The sequence below is a fragment of the Actinosynnema sp. NPDC023794 genome, from assembly GCF_040639675.1.
Taxonomy (GTDB): domain Bacteria; phylum Actinomycetota; class Actinomycetes; order Mycobacteriales; family Pseudonocardiaceae; genus Actinosynnema; species Actinosynnema luteola.
Map to the genome: position 1 here is coordinate 1 of NZ_JBFAFR010000051.1, position 19,498 is coordinate 19,498.

At 67.9% G+C, this 19,498-nt stretch carries 14 protein-coding genes and 1 pseudogene; 6 read left to right on the forward strand and 9 right to left on the reverse strand.

The genetic code is table 11. From position 1 onward, the window contains the following. Nucleotides 1-134 precede the first annotated feature (134 nt). The gene (locus AB0H12_RS42875; RefSeq protein WP_499631798.1) at nt 135-461 is read left to right on the forward strand and encodes a hypothetical protein; all 327 of its coding nucleotides are present in this window, start codon (nt 135-137) and stop codon (nt 459-461) included. Nucleotides 462-679: 218 nt separating this feature from the next. Here AB0H12_RS42875 and AB0H12_RS42880 read toward each other — a convergent pair whose 3' ends face one another. Then, nucleotides 680-1,570 carry a helix-turn-helix transcriptional regulator gene (locus tag AB0H12_RS42880; RefSeq protein ID WP_499631801.1) on the reverse strand — a complete coding sequence of 297 codons (891 nt, stop codon included), beginning with the start codon at nt 1,568-1,570 and terminating at the stop codon, nt 680-682. Nucleotides 1,571-1,671: 101 nt separating this feature from the next. Here AB0H12_RS42880 and AB0H12_RS42885 point away from each other — a divergent pair, with 101 nt between their 5' ends. Then, nucleotides 1,672-2,436 carry an SDR family oxidoreductase gene (locus AB0H12_RS42885; protein ID WP_499631804.1) on the forward strand — a complete coding sequence of 255 codons (765 nt, stop codon included), beginning with the start codon at nt 1,672-1,674 and terminating at the stop codon, nt 2,434-2,436. Between the two features lie 73 nt (nt 2,437-2,509). On the opposite strand, the gene AB0H12_RS42890 is transcribed toward AB0H12_RS42885, so the two are convergent. Then, on the reverse strand, nt 2,510-2,974 hold the full coding sequence (locus AB0H12_RS42890; RefSeq protein WP_499631807.1) for a MarR family winged helix-turn-helix transcriptional regulator: 465 nt from the start codon (nt 2,972-2,974) through the stop codon (nt 2,510-2,512). Between the two features lie 241 nt (nt 2,975-3,215). Here AB0H12_RS42890 and AB0H12_RS42895 point away from each other — a divergent pair, with 241 nt between their 5' ends. Continuing rightward, nucleotides 3,216-4,073 carry an NmrA/HSCARG family protein gene (locus tag AB0H12_RS42895; RefSeq protein ID WP_499631810.1) on the forward strand — a complete coding sequence of 286 codons (858 nt, stop codon included), beginning with the start codon at nt 3,216-3,218 and terminating at the stop codon, nt 4,071-4,073. A gap of 127 nt (nt 4,074-4,200) precedes the next feature. On the opposite strand, the gene AB0H12_RS42900 is transcribed toward AB0H12_RS42895, so the two are convergent. The 4 genes from AB0H12_RS42900 to AB0H12_RS42915 all read right to left on the reverse strand — a co-directional run bounded on the left by AB0H12_RS42900 (nt 4,201) and on the right by AB0H12_RS42915 (nt 8,381). Next, nucleotides 4,201-4,986: a carbohydrate ABC transporter permease gene (locus AB0H12_RS42900; protein WP_499631813.1), complete on the reverse strand. Its 786-nt coding sequence runs from the start codon at nt 4,984-4,986 to the stop codon at nt 4,201-4,203. Nucleotides 4,987-5,093: 107 nt separating this feature from the next. Beyond that, complete coding sequence (locus AB0H12_RS42905; protein ID WP_499631816.1) at nt 5,094-6,023, reverse strand: carbohydrate ABC transporter permease; 930 nt, start codon at nt 6,021-6,023, stop codon at nt 5,094-5,096. A 23-nt stretch (nt 6,024-6,046) separates the two neighbouring features. Then, nucleotides 6,047-7,396, reverse strand: coding sequence for an ABC transporter substrate-binding protein (locus AB0H12_RS42910; RefSeq protein WP_499631819.1), 1,350 nt, complete (start codon nt 7,394-7,396; stop codon nt 6,047-6,049). Nucleotides 7,397-7,490: 94 nt separating this feature from the next. Next, entirely contained in the window at nt 7,491-8,381 is an 891-nt protein-coding gene (locus tag AB0H12_RS42915) for an AraC family transcriptional regulator (protein ID WP_499631821.1), read from the reverse strand. Nucleotides 8,382-8,472: 91 nt separating this feature from the next. Here AB0H12_RS42915 and AB0H12_RS42920 point away from each other — a divergent pair, with 91 nt between their 5' ends. Together AB0H12_RS42920 and AB0H12_RS42925 are read left to right on the forward strand one after the other, a co-directional pair. Then, complete coding sequence (locus tag AB0H12_RS42920; protein ID WP_499631824.1) at nt 8,473-8,778, forward strand: hypothetical protein; 306 nt, start codon at nt 8,473-8,475, stop codon at nt 8,776-8,778. A 2-nt stretch (nt 8,779-8,780) separates the two neighbouring features. Further along, nucleotides 8,781-10,964 (forward strand): carbohydrate-binding protein, encoded by a 2,184-nt coding sequence (locus AB0H12_RS42925; RefSeq protein WP_499631827.1) that lies wholly within the window; start codon nt 8,781-8,783, stop codon nt 10,962-10,964. Between the two features lie 4 nt (nt 10,965-10,968). Here AB0H12_RS42925 and AB0H12_RS42930 read toward each other — a convergent pair. The 3 genes and pseudogenes from AB0H12_RS42930 to AB0H12_RS42940 form a co-directional block, all read right to left on the reverse strand. Further along, a pseudogene (locus tag AB0H12_RS42930) lies at nt 10,969-11,636 on the reverse strand (IS5 family transposase); the annotation flags it as partial. Nucleotides 11,637-12,177: 541 nt separating this feature from the next. After that, nucleotides 12,178-14,331: a family 43 glycosylhydrolase gene (locus tag AB0H12_RS42935; protein WP_499631830.1), complete on the reverse strand. Its 2,154-nt coding sequence runs from the start codon at nt 14,329-14,331 to the stop codon at nt 12,178-12,180. Nucleotides 14,332-14,396: 65 nt separating this feature from the next. Beyond that, nucleotides 14,397-16,133: a right-handed parallel beta-helix repeat-containing protein gene (locus AB0H12_RS42940; RefSeq protein ID WP_499631833.1), complete on the reverse strand. Its 1,737-nt coding sequence runs from the start codon at nt 16,131-16,133 to the stop codon at nt 14,397-14,399. Between the two features lie 2,033 nt (nt 16,134-18,166). Here AB0H12_RS42940 and AB0H12_RS42945 point away from each other — a divergent pair. Then, nucleotides 18,167-19,456, forward strand: a complete 1,290-nt coding sequence (locus AB0H12_RS42945) for an RICIN domain-containing protein (protein ID WP_499631835.1) — start codon at nt 18,167-18,169, stop codon at nt 19,454-19,456. Nucleotides 19,457-19,498 lie beyond the last annotated feature (42 nt).

Sequence of the window (19,498 nt, forward strand, 5' to 3'; positions counted from 1 at the left end):
CGGGTCGTCGACGCGCGGATCACCGTGACCGTGAAGGGCGGGACCACGTTCACCGGGACCTACCGGCTGGTCACGACCCTGACCGACGCCCGCCGCCACCCGGCCACCACCCTGGTCGCCCTCTACCACCAGCGGTGGGACACGAATCGGCGTACTACGCCCTGCGCCACACGATCACCGCCGGACGCGTCCTGCGCTCGGGCGACCCGGCCGGGCTCGAACAGGAGATGTGGTCCCTGCTCAGTCTTTACCAACTCCTGCGCACCGTCATGGTCGACGCCGCGGAGTCCCGGCCCGGCACCGACCCGGACCGCTGCGGGTTCACCACCGCCCTGCACGCCGTCCGCGACCAGGTCGTCCAGGCGGCCGGAATCATCGTCGACAGCAACGAAAGATCCGGGGAAATCCTTAACTACCCGGCATTGGAGGTTGTCCCCGAAGACTGGACACCGGATTCATGACCACGAGGGCGAGACCTTGACGATAGTCGAGACGGACCTCGTGTGAGGTGCGGTAGTCGAATGTAGACGGTGGTGGTTTGTAGTAGCCGAGAGGGCGGACACCGCCTGTCGAGCCGCCTCACGTGTGGCCCACACGGTGGTCCCGAACTCGTCGCGGCCGGAGTGCCGGACCAGCGTGTGCACATCGAGCTGTTCGACGCCGGCCGCGCGGCGATCGGCTACCGGTACCCGCTCTCGCCGGCCTGGCCGGCGGAGAGACCGGCCCGCTGAGGGTCACCGAACGTCTCGGTGCCCAGCACGCCGAGCAGTTGCAGCTTCTCGAACGCCTCCGTTCGCGGCGGCGCGGTCAGCACCAGCAGCACCTGCGACTGGTCCTCGGTGAACAACACCTGGCAGTCCACCTCGATCTCCCCAAGCTGCGGGTGCACGACCACCTTGTGATCCACGAACCGCTTCGCGACCTCGTGCCGTTCCCACAGCACCGCGAACTCGGCGCTCTCCCGACGCAGCACGCACACCAGCTCACCGGCACGCGATCGCGGGCCCCACGTCCCGTACGCGGCGCGCAGGTTGGCCGCCTGCGCCCGGCTGTGCCGGTCGCGGTCGCGCTCCGGGTAGACCAGGCGCGCGTCGGGGTCGATGAACCAGCGGTAGGTCCAGCTGCGGGCCGGCCCGGTGTAACGGGAGCTGTCGCCGTACAACGCCTCGGCCAACCGGTTCTGCACCAGCACCTCACCGAGGCTCGACAGGACCAGCGCGGGCGTGTCCGACAGCCGGTCCAGCACCCGTTGCAACGCGGGCGCGACGTGCGTGGCGGTCACCTGCGGCGACGGGGCGTTGCGGCCGGCCACCCGGAACAGGTAGTCCCGCTCGTCGTCGGTCAGCCGCAGGGCGCGTGCCAGCGCGGCCAGCATCTGCTCGCTCGGTCGGGGACCTCGCCGCTGCTCCAACCGCGTGTAGTAGTCCGTGGACATCGCCGCCAGCGCCGCGACCTCCTCCCGCCGCAGCCCCGGCGCCCGCCTGCGCGCGCCCGCCGGCAACCCGACGTCCTCCGGACGCAGGTCCTCCCGGCGACGGCGTAGGAAGGCCGCAAGCTCCGCTTGATCCATAGCCGCCAGTATCCGGTTCCGGCTCACGCGAGCCAGGGATCGCCGATCCCCCGATAAGTGATCTCTGCCGCGCGTCGGGGCTTCAGCGCGAAAGTCTTGGCATGGACATCACCGGGAACACCGTCTTCATCCCCGGCGCCACCAGCGGCATCGGCCTGGCGCTCGCCCTCGCCCTGCGGGAGCGCGGCAACACCGTGATCGTCGGCGGCCGGCGCACCGGACTGCTCGACAGGATCGCTCGTGACCACCCCGGCGTCGACACCGTCCGCATCGACACCGCCGACCCGGAGAGCGTCCAGTCCGCGGCCGAGGACGTGCTCACCCGCCACCCCGGGCTCAACGTGCTGATCACCATGGCCGGGATCATGAACGTGGAGGACTGGCACCGGCCCGAGACGTTCCTCGACTCGGCCGAGCGGATCGTGACGACCAACCTCCTCGGCCCGATCCGCCTGATCGCCGCCTTCGTCGAGCACCTGCGGACCCGGCCCGACGCCACCATCATGACCGTCTCCTCCGGACTCGCGTTCGTTCCGCTGAAGATGACGCCGAGCTACAACGCGTCCAAGGCCGCCATCCACATGCTCAGCGAGTCACTGCGGCTCCAACTCGCCGACACGTCGGTGCGAGTGGCCGAACTCGAACCCCCGTGGGTTCAGACCGACCTGATGCCCGGTCAGGCGGACAGCCCGCAAGCTGTACCGCTCGATGCCTACATCGCGGAGGTCATGAGCATCATCGAGGCCCAGCCCGAGGCGAGGGAAATTCAGGTGGAACGGGTCAAGTTCCTGCGGTATGCCGAGGCTCGCGGTGACTACGAGCAGGTTGTCGCGGCGCTCAACGCCATGGGCCCGCACGGGGACTGACCGGCGCGGACGCCGGTGAGAACGACCCGGTCGACGACGGCGGGTGCCACCGGTGTGAGGACCGCGATGAGGGTCACGGTGGCACGTTGTCCAGTTGTTCGAGGATGCGGTTGGAGAGCCGTGCGAGGGTGGCGAGTTCATCCGGGCCGAGGGCGTCGACGACCAGGCGGCGGACCGCGGCTACATGGTGGGGTGCGGCGGCCTCGATGGTTTTGCGGCCGGCCGGTGTGATGGCGACGAGGGCACCGCGTCCGTCCTCGGCGTATTCCTCCCGGGCCACCAGGCCGCGTTTGATCATCCTGGCGATCTGGTGAGACAGGCGGCTCTGTTCCCACTCGATGGTGTTGGCGAGGTCCTGGAATCGTTGCCGACCGTCGGGGGTGTCGGTGAGGGCGACGAGGATCTGGAAGTCGGCGCCGGACAGTTTGTACGCCTTCAGGTCGCGTTCCAGCGTTGCCCGGAGCTTCTGGTTCAGGCGGATGAAGGCACGCCAGGCGTGCTGCTCGGCGGGGCTCAGCCACGCGGGTGTGTCGCCCATGCGCACCGAGTTTACCCGAGTGCTTGACATGTCATGCACCTGTGCCTAACGTGCATGACACATCATCTGAAACGTCGCGCGGTTTCGGGCGCGACGATAGATGATATGTCATGCGACGTGTGTCGCCGCTGACCCGACAAGAAGGAGAGGGCCGTGGCGGAGAAGAAGGTGATCGCGGTGGTCGGCGCGACCGGCGCCCAGGGCGGCGGGCTGGACAGGGCGGTCCTGGCGGACGCCGGTGGTGGGGTTCACGGTACGCGCGCTGACCCGCCGTCCCGACTCGGACGCCGCACGCGGGCTCACGGCCCTGGGCGCCGAGGTGGCGCAGGCCGACATCGGCGACGAACGGAGCATGACGGAGGCGTTCGACGGGGCGCATGGAGCGTTCCTGGTGACCAACTTCTGGGAGCACATGTCACCCGAGCGGGAGAAGCAGCAGGCGGCAACCATGGCTCGGGCCGCCAAGGCCGCCGGCGTGGCCCACGTGATCTGGTCGACGCTGGAGGACACCCGCGACTTCATCCCGCTCGACGACGAGCGCATGCCGACGCTGATGGGTGGCTACAAGGTGCCGCACTTCGATGCCAAGGCCGAGGCCAACCGGTTCTTCACCGATGCCGGGGTGCCGAGCACCTTCCTGCAGACCACGTTCTTCTGGGAGAACCTGCTCGGCCCGATGGCGCCGCGACGGGGCGACGACGGCCGGCTCGTGCTGGCCATGCCGATGGCCGACAGTCCGCTCGCCGGCATCGCCGCCGAAGACATCGGCAAGACCGCCTACGGCATCTTCCTCCGCGGCCGTGACCTCGTGGGCCGCACCGTGTCCATCGCCGGCGAGCACCTGACCGGCAAGCAGATGGCCGAGCAGCTCAGCGCGACCCTGGGTGAAGAGGTGGCGTACGTGCCGGTGCCCTTCGACGCGATGCGGGCGCAGCCGTTCCCCGCCGCGGCCGAGACGGGGAACATGTTCCAGTTCTACGCGGAAGTACCGCAGTTCAACGAGGTCCGCGACCTCGACGTCGTCCGCGACCTGAACCCGCAACTGCAGACGTTCCAGCAGTGGCTGAACGCACACAAGCCCGCCTTCACCGGCGCCTGACGGGCGACCCGGCGGACCTGGTTCCACGCATCTGATCCCAGGACCCCGGCGTTCTCGCGAAATTCCGCTTTCGTCCCGTGCGGCCGCTATTCGGCCTGCGCAGCCAACTCGCCAGGCATGTCGTGCATCACCCCTTCACGCCCGAACTGACAACGCCGCGGATGAAGTAGCGCTGAGCGAACAGGAAGATCACCAGGACGGGCACCACGTACATGGCGGCGGCGGCCGCCTGCACCGTGGCGTCGGGGTTCCCATGGGGGTCGAGGTAGAACGCGGCGATCGCCACCGACAGCGTGGTCTGATCGGGGTCGAGGAACAGGGCCGGCGCGATGTAATCGCCCCAGGTCCAGGTGAACGAGAGCAGGAAGGAGGTCAACAGCACGGGCCGGGACAGCGGCAGGAAGATCTGCAGGAAGATCCTGCCGTACCCGCAACCGTCGATGATCGCCGCCTCCTCCAGTTCGGCCGGGATGGCGGCGAAGAACTGGCGGAACAAGAACACGAAGAACGGCGACGCCGCGAGGGCCCACATCACCCATGGCCAGTACGTGTTGACCAGTCCCACCCGGGCGAACAGCACGTAGGTCGGGATCAGGGTGAGGATCTGCGGCAGCATCATGGTGGCCAGCACCAGCACGAACAGCGGGCGCTTGCCGCGCCCACGCAGGCGGGCGAAGCCGAACCCGACCGCCGCGCTGGAGAAAGTCACGATGGTCGCGAACATGAACGACAGGAACAGCGAGTTCCCCAGGTGCGCCGGAAAGTTGATCCCGGTGAGAGCCTGGACGAAGTTCCCCCACTGGGGCGTCTCCGGCAGGATCTTCGTCGGGATGGAAACCCATTCCGCCTTGGTCTTCAACGCGGCAAGCACAAGCCAGAGGAACGGGCCGGCGAACAGCACCGCGAGCGTCATGAGGAGCAGGTAGGTGCCCGCCGCGTTGCGCCGACGCCGTGGGCGCCGGGACTGCGCCGCCGGCGGTGTGCTGGTGGCGGGCGTGGTCGCGGTGGTCCGCGTGACGGTCATCGTTCGGCCTCGCTGTCGACCTCGTAGTGCACCCACAGCCGACTGGACCGCAGCATGATGAGCGTGACGATCAGGATGATCACGAAGAACACCCACAGCATCGCGGAGCCATAGCCGTAGCGATTGTTGGCGAAGTACTCCTCGTAGACCTGCACCATGTACAGGTGGGTGCTCTGCGGCACGTGGGTCACCTGGCCGACCTCTCGCGAGTGGGCCAGCAGCAGCGGTTGAATGACGATCTGGAAGGTGAAGATGATGCCGGTCACCACTTGGAAGAAGATGACCGGTGAGATCATCGGCACGGTGATGTGGCGGAGCACGTGCCAGCGGTTGGCGCCGTCGAGGACCGCCGCCTCCTCCAGTTCGGCGGGTACGCCCTGCAGGGCGGCGAGCATGATCACCATCCCGCCGCCAAGTCCCCACAGGATGAGGATGATCAGCGCGTAGAACGCGTTCGGGTCGACCAGCCAGGCGATCGGACCGATGCTGATCTTCTCGAGGATGGCGTTGAGGATGCCGGCGTCCCGGTTGAAGATCAGCTTCCACATGATGGCCGCGGCGACCACCGGGACGACCGAGGGCAGGAAGAAGACCGTCCGGAACAGGCCGACCAGCTTCAGCCGCCGGTTGAGCAGCACCGCCAGACCGAGCCCGCCGGCCACCATGATCGGCACCGCGATCGCGGTGAACGCGAGGGTGCGGACCAGGCTGGTGATGGCATCCGTGTCGGACAGGAACTCGACGTAGTTGCGCAGGCCCACCCAGCGCCATTGTGAGCTGGTGCCGTTGAAGTTGGTCAGGCTGATCGCGAACGCGTAGCCGAGCGGCAGCGCGGTGAGCAACACGAAGCCGAGCACCCAGGGTGAGACGAACAGGTAGAACGTCCGGCTGGAGTACCGTTGCCAGCGTTTCCCGCCGCGCCTCACCCCTTCCGTTGCAGTGGCGGCCACTAGCCGATCTGGTCCTTGCCTTGCCGCAACAGCTCGTTGATCTCATCGGTGATCGCCTTGCCGGCGGCCTCGACGGTGACTTCGTTCTTGATGGCCCGCTGAAGGTGCTTGTCGAGCACGGGGTCCCAGGCGGTGGCGCCGCCGATGTACGGGGAGTCGGGCAGTTGCCCGGCGTACTGCAACTCGGCCTGCTGCGTCCCGAAGACCTGCTTCTGGTACGGCAGCTCCTGTGGCATGAACGAGAGCTGCGACTCCAGTGCCGGAATGCCCCAACCGCTCTTGGCCCGATCCTCCGACGGCGGCCCGGCCATGAAGTACTCCATGAACCTCCAGGCCTCGTCCTTGTGCTTGGCCTTCGCGGGGATGTAGGCGCCCCAGCCCGCGTACGTCGGACTGATCCGCTTGTCGCCCATCACCGGCGCGGGAGCCATCGCGATGTTGGCCTTGATCTCGTCCGACTCCTTCACGAAGTTGCCGCCGTACCAGTAACCGTCCTGGGTGATCGCCATCCGCTTGGCGAGGAAGAGCGACAGGTCGGCACCGTCCGGAGCCGGGTCGAGCGAGGTGGGACCGACGCCGGCCTTGGCGAAGTCGACGTACCACTTCAGCGCCCGCAGGGCCTGCGGTGTGGTCATGTCGGTCTCGGTCAGGTCAGTGTTGTACACCTCGCCGCCCTGCTGGAGGATCATCGTCGAGATCGGCGCGAACAGGTTCCAGGCCCACTCCACGCCGAGGCCGTAGGCCTCGGTCTTGCCGCCGCTCTTCTTCGTCAGCTTCGTCGCGATCTCCAACAGCTCGTCGTAGGAGATCGGCTCGATGGTGCTCAGCGGCGGGATCCCGGCCTCCTCGAACAGTGCCCGGTTGTACCAGAGCGTCGCGTCCTGGCTCCAGTCCTTGATGATCCCGTAGTACGGGCCGTGGCCGATCCGCTTGCCGTCCCACCGGAAGCTGTCGTTGACCGGCAGCAGGTGCTCCTTCTTCAACACGCTGCTCTTGGCCAGGTACGGGTCCAGATCGGTGGCCAGCCCCTGCGCGTTGGTCCGCGCGCTCCCGACGGCCGGCGCGCGGACGAGGTCCGGCGGCTCGTTCGAGGCGAGCATCGCGTTGAGCCGCGTGCCGTCGTGCTCGATGAAGCTGATCTTGATATCGGGGTTCTTGGCCTCGAAGTCGGCGATCTGCTCCTTCGTCAGCTCGTTGTTCTTGTACATGATGGTCAGGACGGTCTTGCCGTCGCCGGACTCCGTGCTGGCGTTGCAGGCTCCGAGCAGCAACGCGCCGGCGGCCACCAGCGCCGAACTGGTGAGGAAGCGGCGTCGGCTGAGTCGGGTGTGGCGAGGAGGCTGGGGCACGAGCACTCCACTCGAAGGTCGCGTGTAAACGCTTTAACAACGGGGAGTGGGAAGGTAGCCCCGTGCTCTGAAGAGTGTCAACACCAACTTACGATCATCCAGGTGGACGAGGAGGGTTCTCCTCCTTGGCACGACGGCGGAACTCGCGCGGGTTGATGCCGTTGACGGCGGTGAAGTGACGGGAGAAGTAGAAGGGATCGGGATAGCCGACGGCGGCGGCGATCTCGGTCACGCTGCGGTCGCTCGTGATGAGCAGCTGACGTGCCAGGGCCATCCGCAGGCGCTTGACGTACTCGGTGACGGAGAAGCCGGTCACCGCGCGGAACCGGGCGGAGAAGTACGAGGTGCTGTACCCGGCCAGGGCAGCGAGCGCGGGCACCTTGACGGGCGCTGCGAGATGCGCGCGGAGGTGGTCCTGTACGCGGGCGATGGGTTCTCGGGCAACCCACCGCATGTCGCGTTCGGCGGCAAGTTGGGCGAGCAGGTGCCACGCCGCGCCGGCGGCCGAGGTGAGGCTCGCGGCAGTCTCGTCGTGCGCCAGGTCATCGCAGATGCTCTCCACGAACGCGAAGGCTCGCACAGGGTCGGCGATCGGGGCCTTCGGCGCGGCAACCGTGAGGCCTATGGCGGCAAGGAGGTCGGGGACGTCATCACCGGTGATGTGCAACCACCAGATCGACCACGGCTCGGCCGCGGCGGCGTAGTAGCTGTGGGGCACCCCCGCGGGAATGATCAGCACCTCGTTCGGGCCAACGTCGTGCTTGAACCCCGCAAGTTCGCACGAGCCGCCGCCGTCCGCGCACATGATCACAATGGTTTCGCCGGCGCCTGCCGGCCGAGAGCGGCCGTGCATCGCCGCATGCGGGAAGTATCCGGCGTCGGTGACGAGCATGCGTGAGGTCGGCTTGCGCTGCCGTGCCTGGTTGACGAGAAGTCGAGGCAGCACGTGCAGTCTCTGGCCGGGGAAGCCGTCGCGCAGGCGCATCGCGCAAGTGTAGTCAGGATCAGAGAATCGTCCAGGTTGGCAGTCGATCCCTGCATTCCAAGGCGCGGGCACGAGCCCTAGCGTCTGATTCGTGCTCGTGCCCGACTTCGATCTGCCGCAACGGTCGCAACGCCCGGTGGACGCACCGGTGGCGACTTGGGCCGCACAGGTCACCATCCCGACGTACCTGCCCGAGGTACCCGGAGATACCCTGCACACCTCGATCGCCGGGTCTGTCGGGGATCTTCCGAATCGGACCGTGGTGCCGCGGATGTATGTCGGCGGAGCGAACCCGGACACCGCCGACGGAGTGCAGGAGTCGCATGCCGCCGGGCTACCCCAAACGACCTGTCGAGATTCAACTGTGACTTCGCTGCCCCCGCCGGACGCGATCTGAGGGTGCGGGAACCTTCTGCCGCCTCGCGCCGTGTTGGAATACGTTTTCTGAGCACGATCATCTTCCTCAGGAGCACGCACATGTTTCCTGCACCCCCCTTCCGCCATCGTTCTTCCCGCTTCACGTCCATTCCCCGCTTCGTGGGCAGGGCCGCAGTCGCGGTCACCGTTCTCGTGGCCGGCACTGTCGGTGGGGTTGCGGCTTCCGCCCAGGCAGCCGACACGACGTACTACGTGGACTCCGTCAGTGGCGTCGACACCAACACAGGCCTCGACCAGTCCCAGCCGTGGAAGAGCCTCAGCAAGATCAACGCGAAGACCTTCGGCGCAGGTGACCGCATCCTGCTCAAGGCCGGCGGCACCTGGACCGGACAGCTGTGGCCGAAGGGCTCCGGTGCAGCCGGTTCGCCCATCGTGATCGACTCCTACGGCAGCGGCGCCAAGCCCCGGATCAACGGCGCCGGCAGGGTCGGCGACGCGGTCCGCCTGTTCAACCAGGAGCACTGGGCGATCCGCAATCTCGAGGTGACCAACACCGCCCCGCCGACCGGCACCCCGGGGGCCAACCTCGGGGACTTCCGCGGCATTCACGTCAGCGGCGACAACAGCCAGACCCTCGACGGGTTCGTCATCGACTCGGTCGACGTTCACGACGTCACCGGCAACGTGAACTGGATCGGCGGCGACACGTCCGACAACAAGCCGGGCATCACCTTCCAGACCGGCTGGGACGCGTCGAAGAAGACCGGCGGGATCGTCTTCGACACCACCGTGCCGAACCCCGCTGCGCCGCCGAGCACGCCGACCATCCTCAACGACGTGACGATCCAAAACTCGAAGATCTCCAACACGTCGTTCGCGGGCATCTCCGTCAAGCAGTACACGGGTTCGAGTCAGGGCGCGGTCGCGACCGGATGGGGCAACCGCGCCAGCTCCACGGACCCGAAGTTCAAGCCGCACACCAACTTCACGATCCGCAACAACTACATCACCCAGGCGGGCACGGCGTACGGCTGCAATGGCATCTACCTCACCGACGTGCGCGGCGGTCTGATCGAACGCAACGTCGTGGAGAAGACCGGCACCTCCGGCATCGAGACGTACTTCGCCGACAACGTCACGATCCAGTTCAACGAGGCCTTCGGCACCACGAAGAAGGCGGGCGGTGCCGACTCCAACGGCATCGACGCCGACAAGGGCACCACCGGCCAGGTCGTGCAGTACAACTACGTCCACGGCAACGGCGACGGCATCCTGCTGTGCCAGTTCTCCTTCGGCGACGTCGTGCTGCGCTACAACGTCATCGCCGGCAACACCCGCTACCAGATCTACCTGCACTCCGACGCCGCCGCCAGGGCGCAGATCTACAACAACACCCTCTACAACGACGCCAGCACCTACCTGGTCTACGGCTACGGCAAGTACCTGAGTTCCAGGTATGCCCTCAGCAACAACATCTTCTACTCGACCAGGGCGAACGCCACCCTCTCGACCAGCTCCACCACGACGTACAGCCACAACGTCTACGGTGGAGCGACCCTGAGCGTCCCCAGCGAAGACTCCAGGGCCGTCGTGGCGAACCCGCGGTTCGTGTCCGCCCCGATCGACGCGCCCCCGGGCACGCCCGCCACGGGTCCCGCTCTGGCCGCCGCGTACGAGCTCAAGATCGCCGCAGGCTCCCCGGCGGTCAACGCCGGCATTAGCATCGTGGGCAACGGCGGCCGTGACTATGAGGGGAACCCGCTCTCCAACGGCGCCCCGGACATCGGTGCCTTCGAGCAGCCGAGCGGCGGTGGCTCGGTTACCCGCTATGAGGCGGAGACCTCGCCTGCGGTGTGCTCCGGCACGATCGATGCCAACTGGTCGGGCTACTCCGGCAGCGGGTTCTGCAACGGCGACGGTGCTGTCGGTGCCTACGTGCAGTTCACTGCCAATGCGAGCACGGCGGGGACGGCGACGGCGAGCGTGCGGTTTGCCAACGGGACTACCATCGATCGGCCGGTTGATCTGGTGGTGAACGGGTCGACGGTGCAGACGGTGTCGTTCCCGGGGACCGGGGCGTGGAGCGCGTGGGGCACCAGGACGGTGACCTTCTCGCTCGCCGTGGGCACTAACACGATCCGGCTCAGCCCAACCACGACCGGCGGCCTGGCGAACATCGACTACCTCGACGTCACGACGCCCTAACTGATCAGTTCAGAATGAGTTTGCGCAGGCAGATGATCGAGCAGGCCAGGCTGAGCATCGCCTGATGGACGTCGGATCGGCGTTCGGTGCGGACGCGAAGTCGGCGGAAGCCCTTGATCCAGGCGAAGGTGCGTTCGACCGGCCGGCGGACCTTGCCCAGACCGGAGCCGTGGTCGACGTCGCGCCGGGCGATGACCGGGGTGATGCCGCGGGCGCGGACCAGGCGGCGGTACTTGTCGTGGTCGTAGCCTCGGTCGGCGTAGAGCCGACGCGGGCGTCGCCTGGGCTTGCCGACCACGCCACGGATCTGCGGCAAGGCGTCGATCAACGGGATCTGCCGGGTGACGTCGTTGCGGTGGCCGCCGGTCAGCGTCACGGCCAGGGGGATGCCGGTGGCGTCGGTGATCAGATGGTGCTTGGAGCCGGGCTTGCGTCGGTCGACCGGGCTCGGCCCCGTGTGCTCCCCCCTTTGAGGGCACGCAGGTGGGTGGAGTCGACCAGCGCGGCGGACAGGTCCAGCAGGCCCACAATGCGCAGCTCGGCGAGCAGCCGCTCGTGCAACCGCTGCCACAGGCCGGCCTCGTGCCACTCGGTCAACCGCCGCCAACACGTCGCCCCCGAGGCGCCGAACAGCGCGGTGGGCAGCCGGTTCCATCCGATGCCGGTACGCACCGCGCTGTGGCAGGGAGTTCAGGAACGCACATGCTTTCGCCGCACGTCTACGGTCCCGGCCCACAGCTGGTGGGACAAATGCCGATGGGCACCGTCCGCGATGACACCAAGCCGGTCCGGGTGGACAGACGAGTGCCGAGCCGGGACGGGGTGCCCATGATGGGCGAGTTCCACGTCAGCCGCTTCCCCGAAGCGCCGTGGCGACACGAGCTGCCGTCGATGAGGGCCAGCGGGATCGACCTAATCGTCACCTACCCGTTCCGGGGACCACCGCAAGGATGTTCGCGACAGGTCGCGCTTCGACGGCGACCGCGGCGTGCGACGTTTCGTCGGGCGGTACGCGGAGCTGCCCGACGAAACGTCGCACGGCCCGCGTCCCCTGTCGGCCCGCCATCGTTGGTCAGATCGTCCGACGCACACGGCACACAGCTGTCGTGAGGACGACAACCGTGTGCCGGGCAGGGGTGCGCCCTGTGGTCGGGGCGACGGGAACACCCGGTGAGCAGGACACCGGGCGTCCTGTCGCTTGCTCGGTGGATGGTCAGCCGGTCCCGGCCCCGACGTCGAGGTGGTCGACGTTGGGCAGGCCCTCGGCCGCGGTGGGTTCGAGGCGGATGGTGTTGCTGCCCGCGTTCAGCGAGGCGGTGAGGGAGTTGGTGGACCAGGTCGTCCACGCGCCGGTCGACCCGAACGACATCGTGCCGACCGTGGACCCGTTGACGACGACGTTCGCGGGTCGCGCGGCACCGCTGCTGCTGCCGTTGGCGAACCGGACCGCCAGCGTCGCCGGGCCCGCCTGCGCCGCGTCGACGGTGAACTGGGCGTACGCCCCGACGGCCGCGGTGCCGTTGCAGAACCCGGTGCCGGAGAACCCGGCCTGGTTGGAGTCGATCGTGCCCTGGCACACGGCCGGCGCGGTCTCCGCCTCGTAACGCCGGGTCGTCGGCGGCACACCGCCGTCGGTCTTGACGAGCGAGAGCTGGTCGACGATGACGCCGCCCGAACCCGACGCCCGCACGGTGACGGTGGCGGCTCCGCCGGGTAGCGCGATGCCGGTGAGCTCGCGCTTGGCCCAGCCGCTCGACGACGGGAGGCTGAGGGTGCGTTGGCTGCCGTTGGCACCGGTGATCACGATTTGTCCGGCACTGCCCCGGGCGTGCGTGGACAGGGTGTAGGTGCCTGCGGGCACCGATTCGATCCGCTGCTCTACGCCGCCGCTGTTGCTCACCTGGAGGGCGAAGCGGGACCCGTTCGCACCGGCGACGTTGTTGGTCACCGAACCGCCGAGGTTCCGCCATCCCCGTACAGTGGAGACGGTGACGCGGTCGGCCTGGATGTCGGGGTTGAGGATGTAGTTGTTCGCCGGACCGACCCGCCACTCACCGGTCGTGATGTTGAACTGCCACTGGCTGACCGAGTGGAACTGGGGCCGCGCGCCGGTCTTGGTGATCGGCACCCACTGGTTGTAGCCGATGCCGTTCCAGGCGAAGTCGGCCCAGCGGTCGCCCGCGTAGATCACCGTGTTCTGCTTGCTGCCCTTGACGGTGACGAAGAACCCGGTCTGGGTGACGTGGCTGTAGTCCATCTCGGTGCCGGCCAGGACGTACTCACTCGAGTAGGAACCCTGGACGTTGCTGCCGGTCGACTCGTTGACGTAGTTGACCGAGGTGTTCCAGCCGTGCAGGTCCGACGCCGCGTGGTAGTACTTGCCGTCGAGCTTGAACATGGCGTTGCCCTCGCGACCGGAGCCGCTGCGGATCTGCACGCCCGGCTCGATCCGCAGCGAGTCGGACTCCCGGAACTTGGCCACGAAGCCGCGGGAACGTCCCTCGCGGTTGGAGAAGATCAGGTAGTCCTTGCCGTCGTCGTCGGTGAAGACGGTCTGGTCGCCGGTGCCGGTCGTCGGCGAGTTGACGACCTGGCCCTGGAAGTAGCCGTAGGTGAAGTTGCTGGTGGGGGTGTTGCCCTGGAGGAGCAGCACCCCGTGTGCGCCTCCGACGTAGGCCTGGGTGGCGAGCACGTACTTGCCGGTGTTCTCGTTGTACGCGACACCGAGCCGCCCGACCCACCCGGTCGAAGCCATGGTGTTGCCGTTGTGGATCGCGGTCGAGCGGGTCGCGACCCGGTTCTCGAACTTCCAGTTCACCAGGTCCTTGGACGAGTACACCGGGATCGACACGAACGAGACTTCGCCGTCGTACTTGCGCGTCGGGTTGGCGCGGTAGCTCTCCGCGCCGCGGTAGTGCACGCCGTACCAGTAGTACGTGTCGCCGAACTTGAAGACCCCGCCGCCCTGCGAGTAGATGGGGTTGCCGCTGGTGTCGTTCCAGAAGGTGTTGTTGGTGATGGTCTGGAACGTGCCCTCGTCCGCGGCCTCCAGGTCGCCGGCCGCGGTGACCAGGGCCGTCTTCGCCGCGGCGGCTTCCGCCGCGCCCGCCGAGGGGTTCTTCGCGACGTCGTCCGCCGTGGTCAGCGCCTTGGCGAAGGGCTTCCACGAGTCGGTGGTGTACTTGGTCGGGATGCGCGTCCGGTAGTCGGCGACCGTCTTCTTCAGACCGTGGGGATCGTCCGCCGCGTCCTCGATGCCCGGAGCGTCCTGGGCGGCCGGGGGGACCGCGGCGGCCGGGGCGGCTTCGGCGACGGGCTGCGCCGCCGCCGCCATCGACTGCGGCATCAGCACCGAGGCGAATAGCAATACGGCTACGGTCAGTGCGCGCCGCTTCGACGAGGTGCGCGATATACGGGTCATCTCGGTACCTTTCACAGGGTGAGGTAGTCGATGTTGGGCAGGCCGTCCGCCGTGGTCGGGTCCAGGCGGATGGTGTTGCTCCCGGCGTTCAGGGAGGTGGCGACGGTCTTGGTGGTCCAAGCGGTCCAGGCGCCGGTGGACTCGAACGACACCACGGCCACCGTCGACCCGTTGACGACGAGGTTCGCCGGTCGGGCGGTGCCGCCGCTGTTGCCGTTGGCGAAGCGGACGCCGAGCGTTGCCGGGCCGGCTGTCGCCGCGTTGACGGTGAACTGGGCGTAGGCGCCTACCGCGGCGGTGCCGTTGCAGAACCCGGTGCCGGAGAAACCGGCCTGGTTGGTGTCGATGGTGCCTTGGCAGACCGCTGGTGCAGTCTCCGCTTCATAGCGCACGGGCGGTGGTGTGCCGCCGGACTGCTCGAAGGCGCCGAGGTCGGGTGCCGCGCCCCGGTAGGGCAGGCCGACGTTGGTGCCCTTGTCGATCAGGGCGCTGCTCGCGGCGAGCCTGAGGTGTGGCAGCACGGGCAGGCTGCCGTCGGCCTGGCGCGGGGTGTCCCAGCCGGACGTCGACACGCTCTGGAACTGCGCGTCCGACAGGGGCAGACCCAGGTTCCAGGTGTTGTACGAGGCGGTCGTGCCGGTCATGTTCGCCGTGGCGGTGCCGTTGTAGGCGATGTTGTTGCGCAGGTTGCCCCGGCCCACGGACGCGCCGCTCGAGTTGATCCCCCGCATGTCGAAGTTGGGGTGGTTCCCGAAGCCGGTGTTGTTGAAGTAGTCGTTGGCCACGGGGTGGTGGTTGGAGTAGAAACCCTGCGCCTTGTTGAGGAACGCCACCGAGAAGCGCACGGTGTGCTTCACCGCGCCGGTGTCGTACTCGGCGCCGAAGCCACCCACCTTGAAGCCGGCTCCGTTACCGGAGGGCGTCGTCGTCCCCGGCACGTACCCGTTGCGCCAGGACCACGAGTTCTCGATGATCACGGGCGAGTAGGTGGAGATGAGGTCGTAACCGTCATCGGCGTTCCACCACGCGCGGGAACCCCGGAACACGTTCGCGGGCCGACCTGCAGGCGTGTAGTGCGCACCGAACCCGTCGGCGTTCTCGCCGGGCCCGTCCGAGCTGCGCAGGTCGTAGTTGTCGTGCGAATCCGTGTTGAGGACGAGGTTGCCGCCGCCACCGCTGATGAACAGGCCGGTTCCCATGTGGTGGTGGATGTCGAGCAGCTCGAAGGTGTTGTTGCTGCCGGACACCCAGAGCCCCCAGGACTCGGCGTTGAGGGTGTTGTTCTGCGGCACGCCGGTGACTTCCAGCCCTTTGAGGTGCAGGTGGCTGCCGGTGACGTTGAAGCCCTTGATCCGGCAGTCGTCCCGCATGGCCGAGAAGGTGAAGACCGGCTTCTCGCCCGGGTGGGCCCAGTAGCGGATCGGGCTGCCCGAGGTGCCGCTCTTGTTCAGGGTGATCGCGTCGACCCGGGCCGTCCGGCTGGAACAGGCCGAGTTCGCCCTGGTGTAGGCGTAGGTGCCGCCCCGGAAGTAGACCGTGTCACCCGCCGTGGCCACGGCCTGGGCGCGTGCGATGGACGCCCAGGGCGCGGCCTGGGTCCCCGCGGCGCTGTCGTTGCCGTTGGGCGAGACGTAGTAGGTGTTCCCGGCCGCCGCGGCCGCGCCGGGCACGATCGCGGCGCCCAGGGCGACGATCGCCGAGGCGGTGGCGACCCGGCGAAGGGCACGCCACCGTGGTGTGAGGTGCATCGGAATCTCCTAGGGATGCCTTGTGACGTCGAAGAGGCGAACCCGCCGACCGATCACCGGACGTGCGGGGCACGGCGAGGCGACCGTCGCTTCTCGCCACGGGTCGCACCGTGAGGAAGCGTCCATGGCGGCGGTCGACCTGCAGGCCGCCCGGATCCCACGCGGCGCTGCCGCAGCCGCAGCCGATGAACGGTGAGCGGCCCTCGGACTGCCAGAAGAACGTGCCGAGAACTCCGAAGCCCTTCAGACCGGTGGTGAACTGCCGGTGGCGAACGCGGTCATTCGATCTCCTTTGATCGAGTGTGAGCAGGTGCGCAGCGGCAAGGACTGTGCACGTGCACAACCTTCTGGGCGCTGTCTAACCTGATGAAAACCTATGGAAGAGATCCTTTCAAGGGCCTGTTGGCCGTGCTGCCGTGAACGTGCACAGAGGATCGCGACCATGGCCGCAGTGCGTTCACCGGGACCGCCCACGCAGCAGGTCGGCCCTGGATCTCTTGCGGCACAGGTGAAATCGTCACGACCGCTCCACCCGGTACCGGTGCCAGACCGGATGGAGCGCACGACGACCACCGAGCCACGCTCTGCGGCGTTTCACCCGTCAGCGCTCACCACTCGGGTTCCCGTGAGCCGTTCCGGCGCAGCCGACGACAACGCGCGACAGCGTGGGAAGAGGCGAACCGCCGCGTGGAGTCACGCCGACCGAATACCGGTCAGGCGAGAATCCGGTCCGGCGAGGACAAGCCGAGCGCCGATTCTTCCAACAGGGCCACGCTTCGCCTCCTTGCGAGCAGGATCTGTCCGCACCCACCACTGGATTCCGGGCCCCCACAACCAGGCGACCTGACCAAGCGGCCTGTCGGCACGGCCCGCGACGGACGGCCCCGGCCTCCGGCGCCGCGGATCCACGCGTACCGCGACGGCGGACCGTCGCTCGACGAGAACGACGGACCGGACCAGCACTTAAAACGTTTACACCTCTAGCCTTCTAGCTTAGAGGATCGCCCGCTTCTGTCAACAGCCATTCCAACCGCCACCCCCGTGACCACAGGATGTGCACCCCCGAACCGACCCGCCGACCTGGGGTGCCCGCAGTAAACGTTTTCACCGAGCGCCTACGCGTGCTGCCAGTTTCACCAGATTGAAGCACCGATGCCCCGGCCGATTCAGCCGAGACGGCACGGCTCAAGGGTCCCGCGATCTCCAGGACACTGTGGACGGAGGCTGGGTCGACCGTACCGGATAGATCAACGTGCACGGGCGACTCCGAGCCGCCTGCCCGTCGAATATTCGACAGGCAGGACCCGTTCGCCACATCGAAACTCGACCGAACGGGCTCTTGCATGGGAACGTGCACAGGCCATCATCGACGCCGCTATCCAGCAATACCAACGAAGTTGCAGGTTTACATACGTGATTCGGCGAGATACTGTGCACGTTCACAGCGCTTCCCGCCGCTGGCCGCTGCCGCATCTCCCTCAATCCCTGCCTGACAGGAGTGCATCGCGGATGCCATCGAACGCCTTGGACACCCAAGACCTGGTCGACATCGGGCTCGGCCGGTCGAGGAGCCGAAGCCCGACTCGGCTCGCACTGGTGACGAGTCCCTCGACGTATCGGGGCTTCCCAGGCCGATGCCGCCGCTCTGATCGTCCACACCTGCCACGGCGAGTCCACTCAGGTCTGGAACCGCGAGCCGGACCGCACCGGACCGCCGCACTTCCTGATCGATCAGCGCGACCCGCGGCACCGGAGTGGTCGTCGCCCGGCGGAAACGCCACGCGCGACCAGCTGCCTCTCGCTGGTACGAAACCGCCGGTGCCGAGTGGCCGTCGCCTGGCGAAACACCGCCTACGACCAGCCACCCCGGCTTCGCCACCCCGTGACCCGACGCGGCGCCATCGGGTGTACCCGGCCGCCGATCGGGCACACCCGACAACCGATCCAACCTCCGCCCCTGTCCTGACAGACCCCACGACCATCCCTGCACCAAGGAGTCACTCATGACCTTGCAACGGCGGACATTTTTGCGGGTGAGCGCGGCCGGAGTGGCGGGCGTCGGCCTGGGCCTGCTCGGCGTGGGACAGGCGCTCGCCGCCCCCGTCGGGTCGCTGGCCACGGCGCCGACGACGCCGTTCGCGGTCGGCGTGCGGCGGTACAACTGGACCCGCGGCAGCCGGCCGTGCACCACCTACGTGTACTACCCGGCCACCGGCACCGCCGGCGGCAACCCCGTGACGGACGCCCCGGTGGCCAACGGTGTCTTCCCCATCTACAACTTCACCCACGGCTACCAGAGCAGCCCGCAGAACTCCCTGTTCATCATCCGGGCCCTGGCGTCGGCGGGCTTCATCGTCCCCGCACCCCACTTCAACCACAACCCGAGCGACGTCGGCAACGGCGAGACCCCGAAGGACGTCTCGCAGATCATCACCAACACCATCGCGCTCAACACGAGCGGTCCGCTGGCCGGGCACATCAACACCGGCATCGGCGTCGGCGTCTCGGGCCACTCGCTGGGCGGCATGACCACCCACGGCCTGCTGACCCGCTGGGCCGACAGCCGCATCATCTCCGCGAACCCGCAGTCGTGCACCGACCAGGGCACCCCGTCCAGTTCGATCTCGGCCAAGGTCCTGTTCGTCCACGGCGACCGCGACGACCTCACGGGGTACAGCTCGGCCCGGCAGGCGTACAACGAGATCACCTGGCCCAAGGCGTTCCTGACCTTCGTCGGCGGCAGCCACACCAGCTTCTGGAGCGACCAGCGTTTCCCGAGGACGGTCGTCGACTGGGCCCGCTGGACCATGTACGGCGACACCGCCGCCCGCGACCGCCTCCCGGCCGACGCGTCCGGCTCCAACACCCGGTGGGAAGCCCAACTCGGCTCCACCCCCACCGAGCCGGGCACCTACACCCTGGTGTCCCAGCACAGCGGCAAGGCCGCCGAGATCAACGGCGCCTCCACCGCCGCCGGCGCGGGGCTCGTCCAGCGGACCGCCACCAACGGCACCAACCAGCAGTTCGAGTTCGTCCCCGCCGCCGACGGCCACGTCAAGCTCAAGGCCCGGCACAGCGGCCTGTTCCTCCAGACCACCGGCACCGCGACCGGCGCGAACGTCACCCAGCAGGCCGACTCCACGGCCACCGGCCAGCAGTGGCGCGTGGTCGACCACGGCAGTGGCGTGGTCAGCGTCGTCAACCGGGAGTCCGGCCTGGCCCTGGACGTCTGGGAACGCTCCACCGCCGACGGCGCCCGCATCTCCGTGTACACCTACAACGCCAGCAGCCCCAACCAGCGCTTCACCCGCCGCGGCGTCTGACCCGAGCCCTGACGGGACACCGCCCGAGCGGTGTCCCGTCAG

Bases quoted from the DNA above. Each gene is read 5' to 3' on its own strand.
- AB0H12_RS42880 (WP_499631801.1), bottom strand. From the start codon at position 1,570: ATGGATCAAGCGGAGCTTGCGGCCTTCCTACGCCGTCGCCGGGAGGAC.
- AB0H12_RS42885 (WP_499631804.1), top strand. From the start codon at position 1,672: ATGGACATCACCGGGAACACCGTCTTCATCCCCGGCGCCACCAGCGGC.
- AB0H12_RS42890 (WP_499631807.1), bottom strand. From the start codon at position 2,974: ATGGGCGACACACCCGCGTGGCTGAGCCCCGCCGAGCAGCACGCCTGG.
- AB0H12_RS42900 (WP_499631813.1), bottom strand. From the start codon at position 4,986: ATGACGCTCGCGGTGCTGTTCGCCGGCCCGTTCCTCTGGCTTGTGCTT.
- AB0H12_RS42915 (WP_499631821.1), bottom strand. From the start codon at position 8,381: ATGCGCCTGCGCGACGGCTTCCCCGGCCAGAGACTGCACGTGCTGCCT.
- AB0H12_RS42940 (WP_499631833.1), bottom strand. From the start codon at position 16,133: ATGCACCTCACACCACGGTGGCGTGCCCTTCGCCGGGTCGCCACCGCC.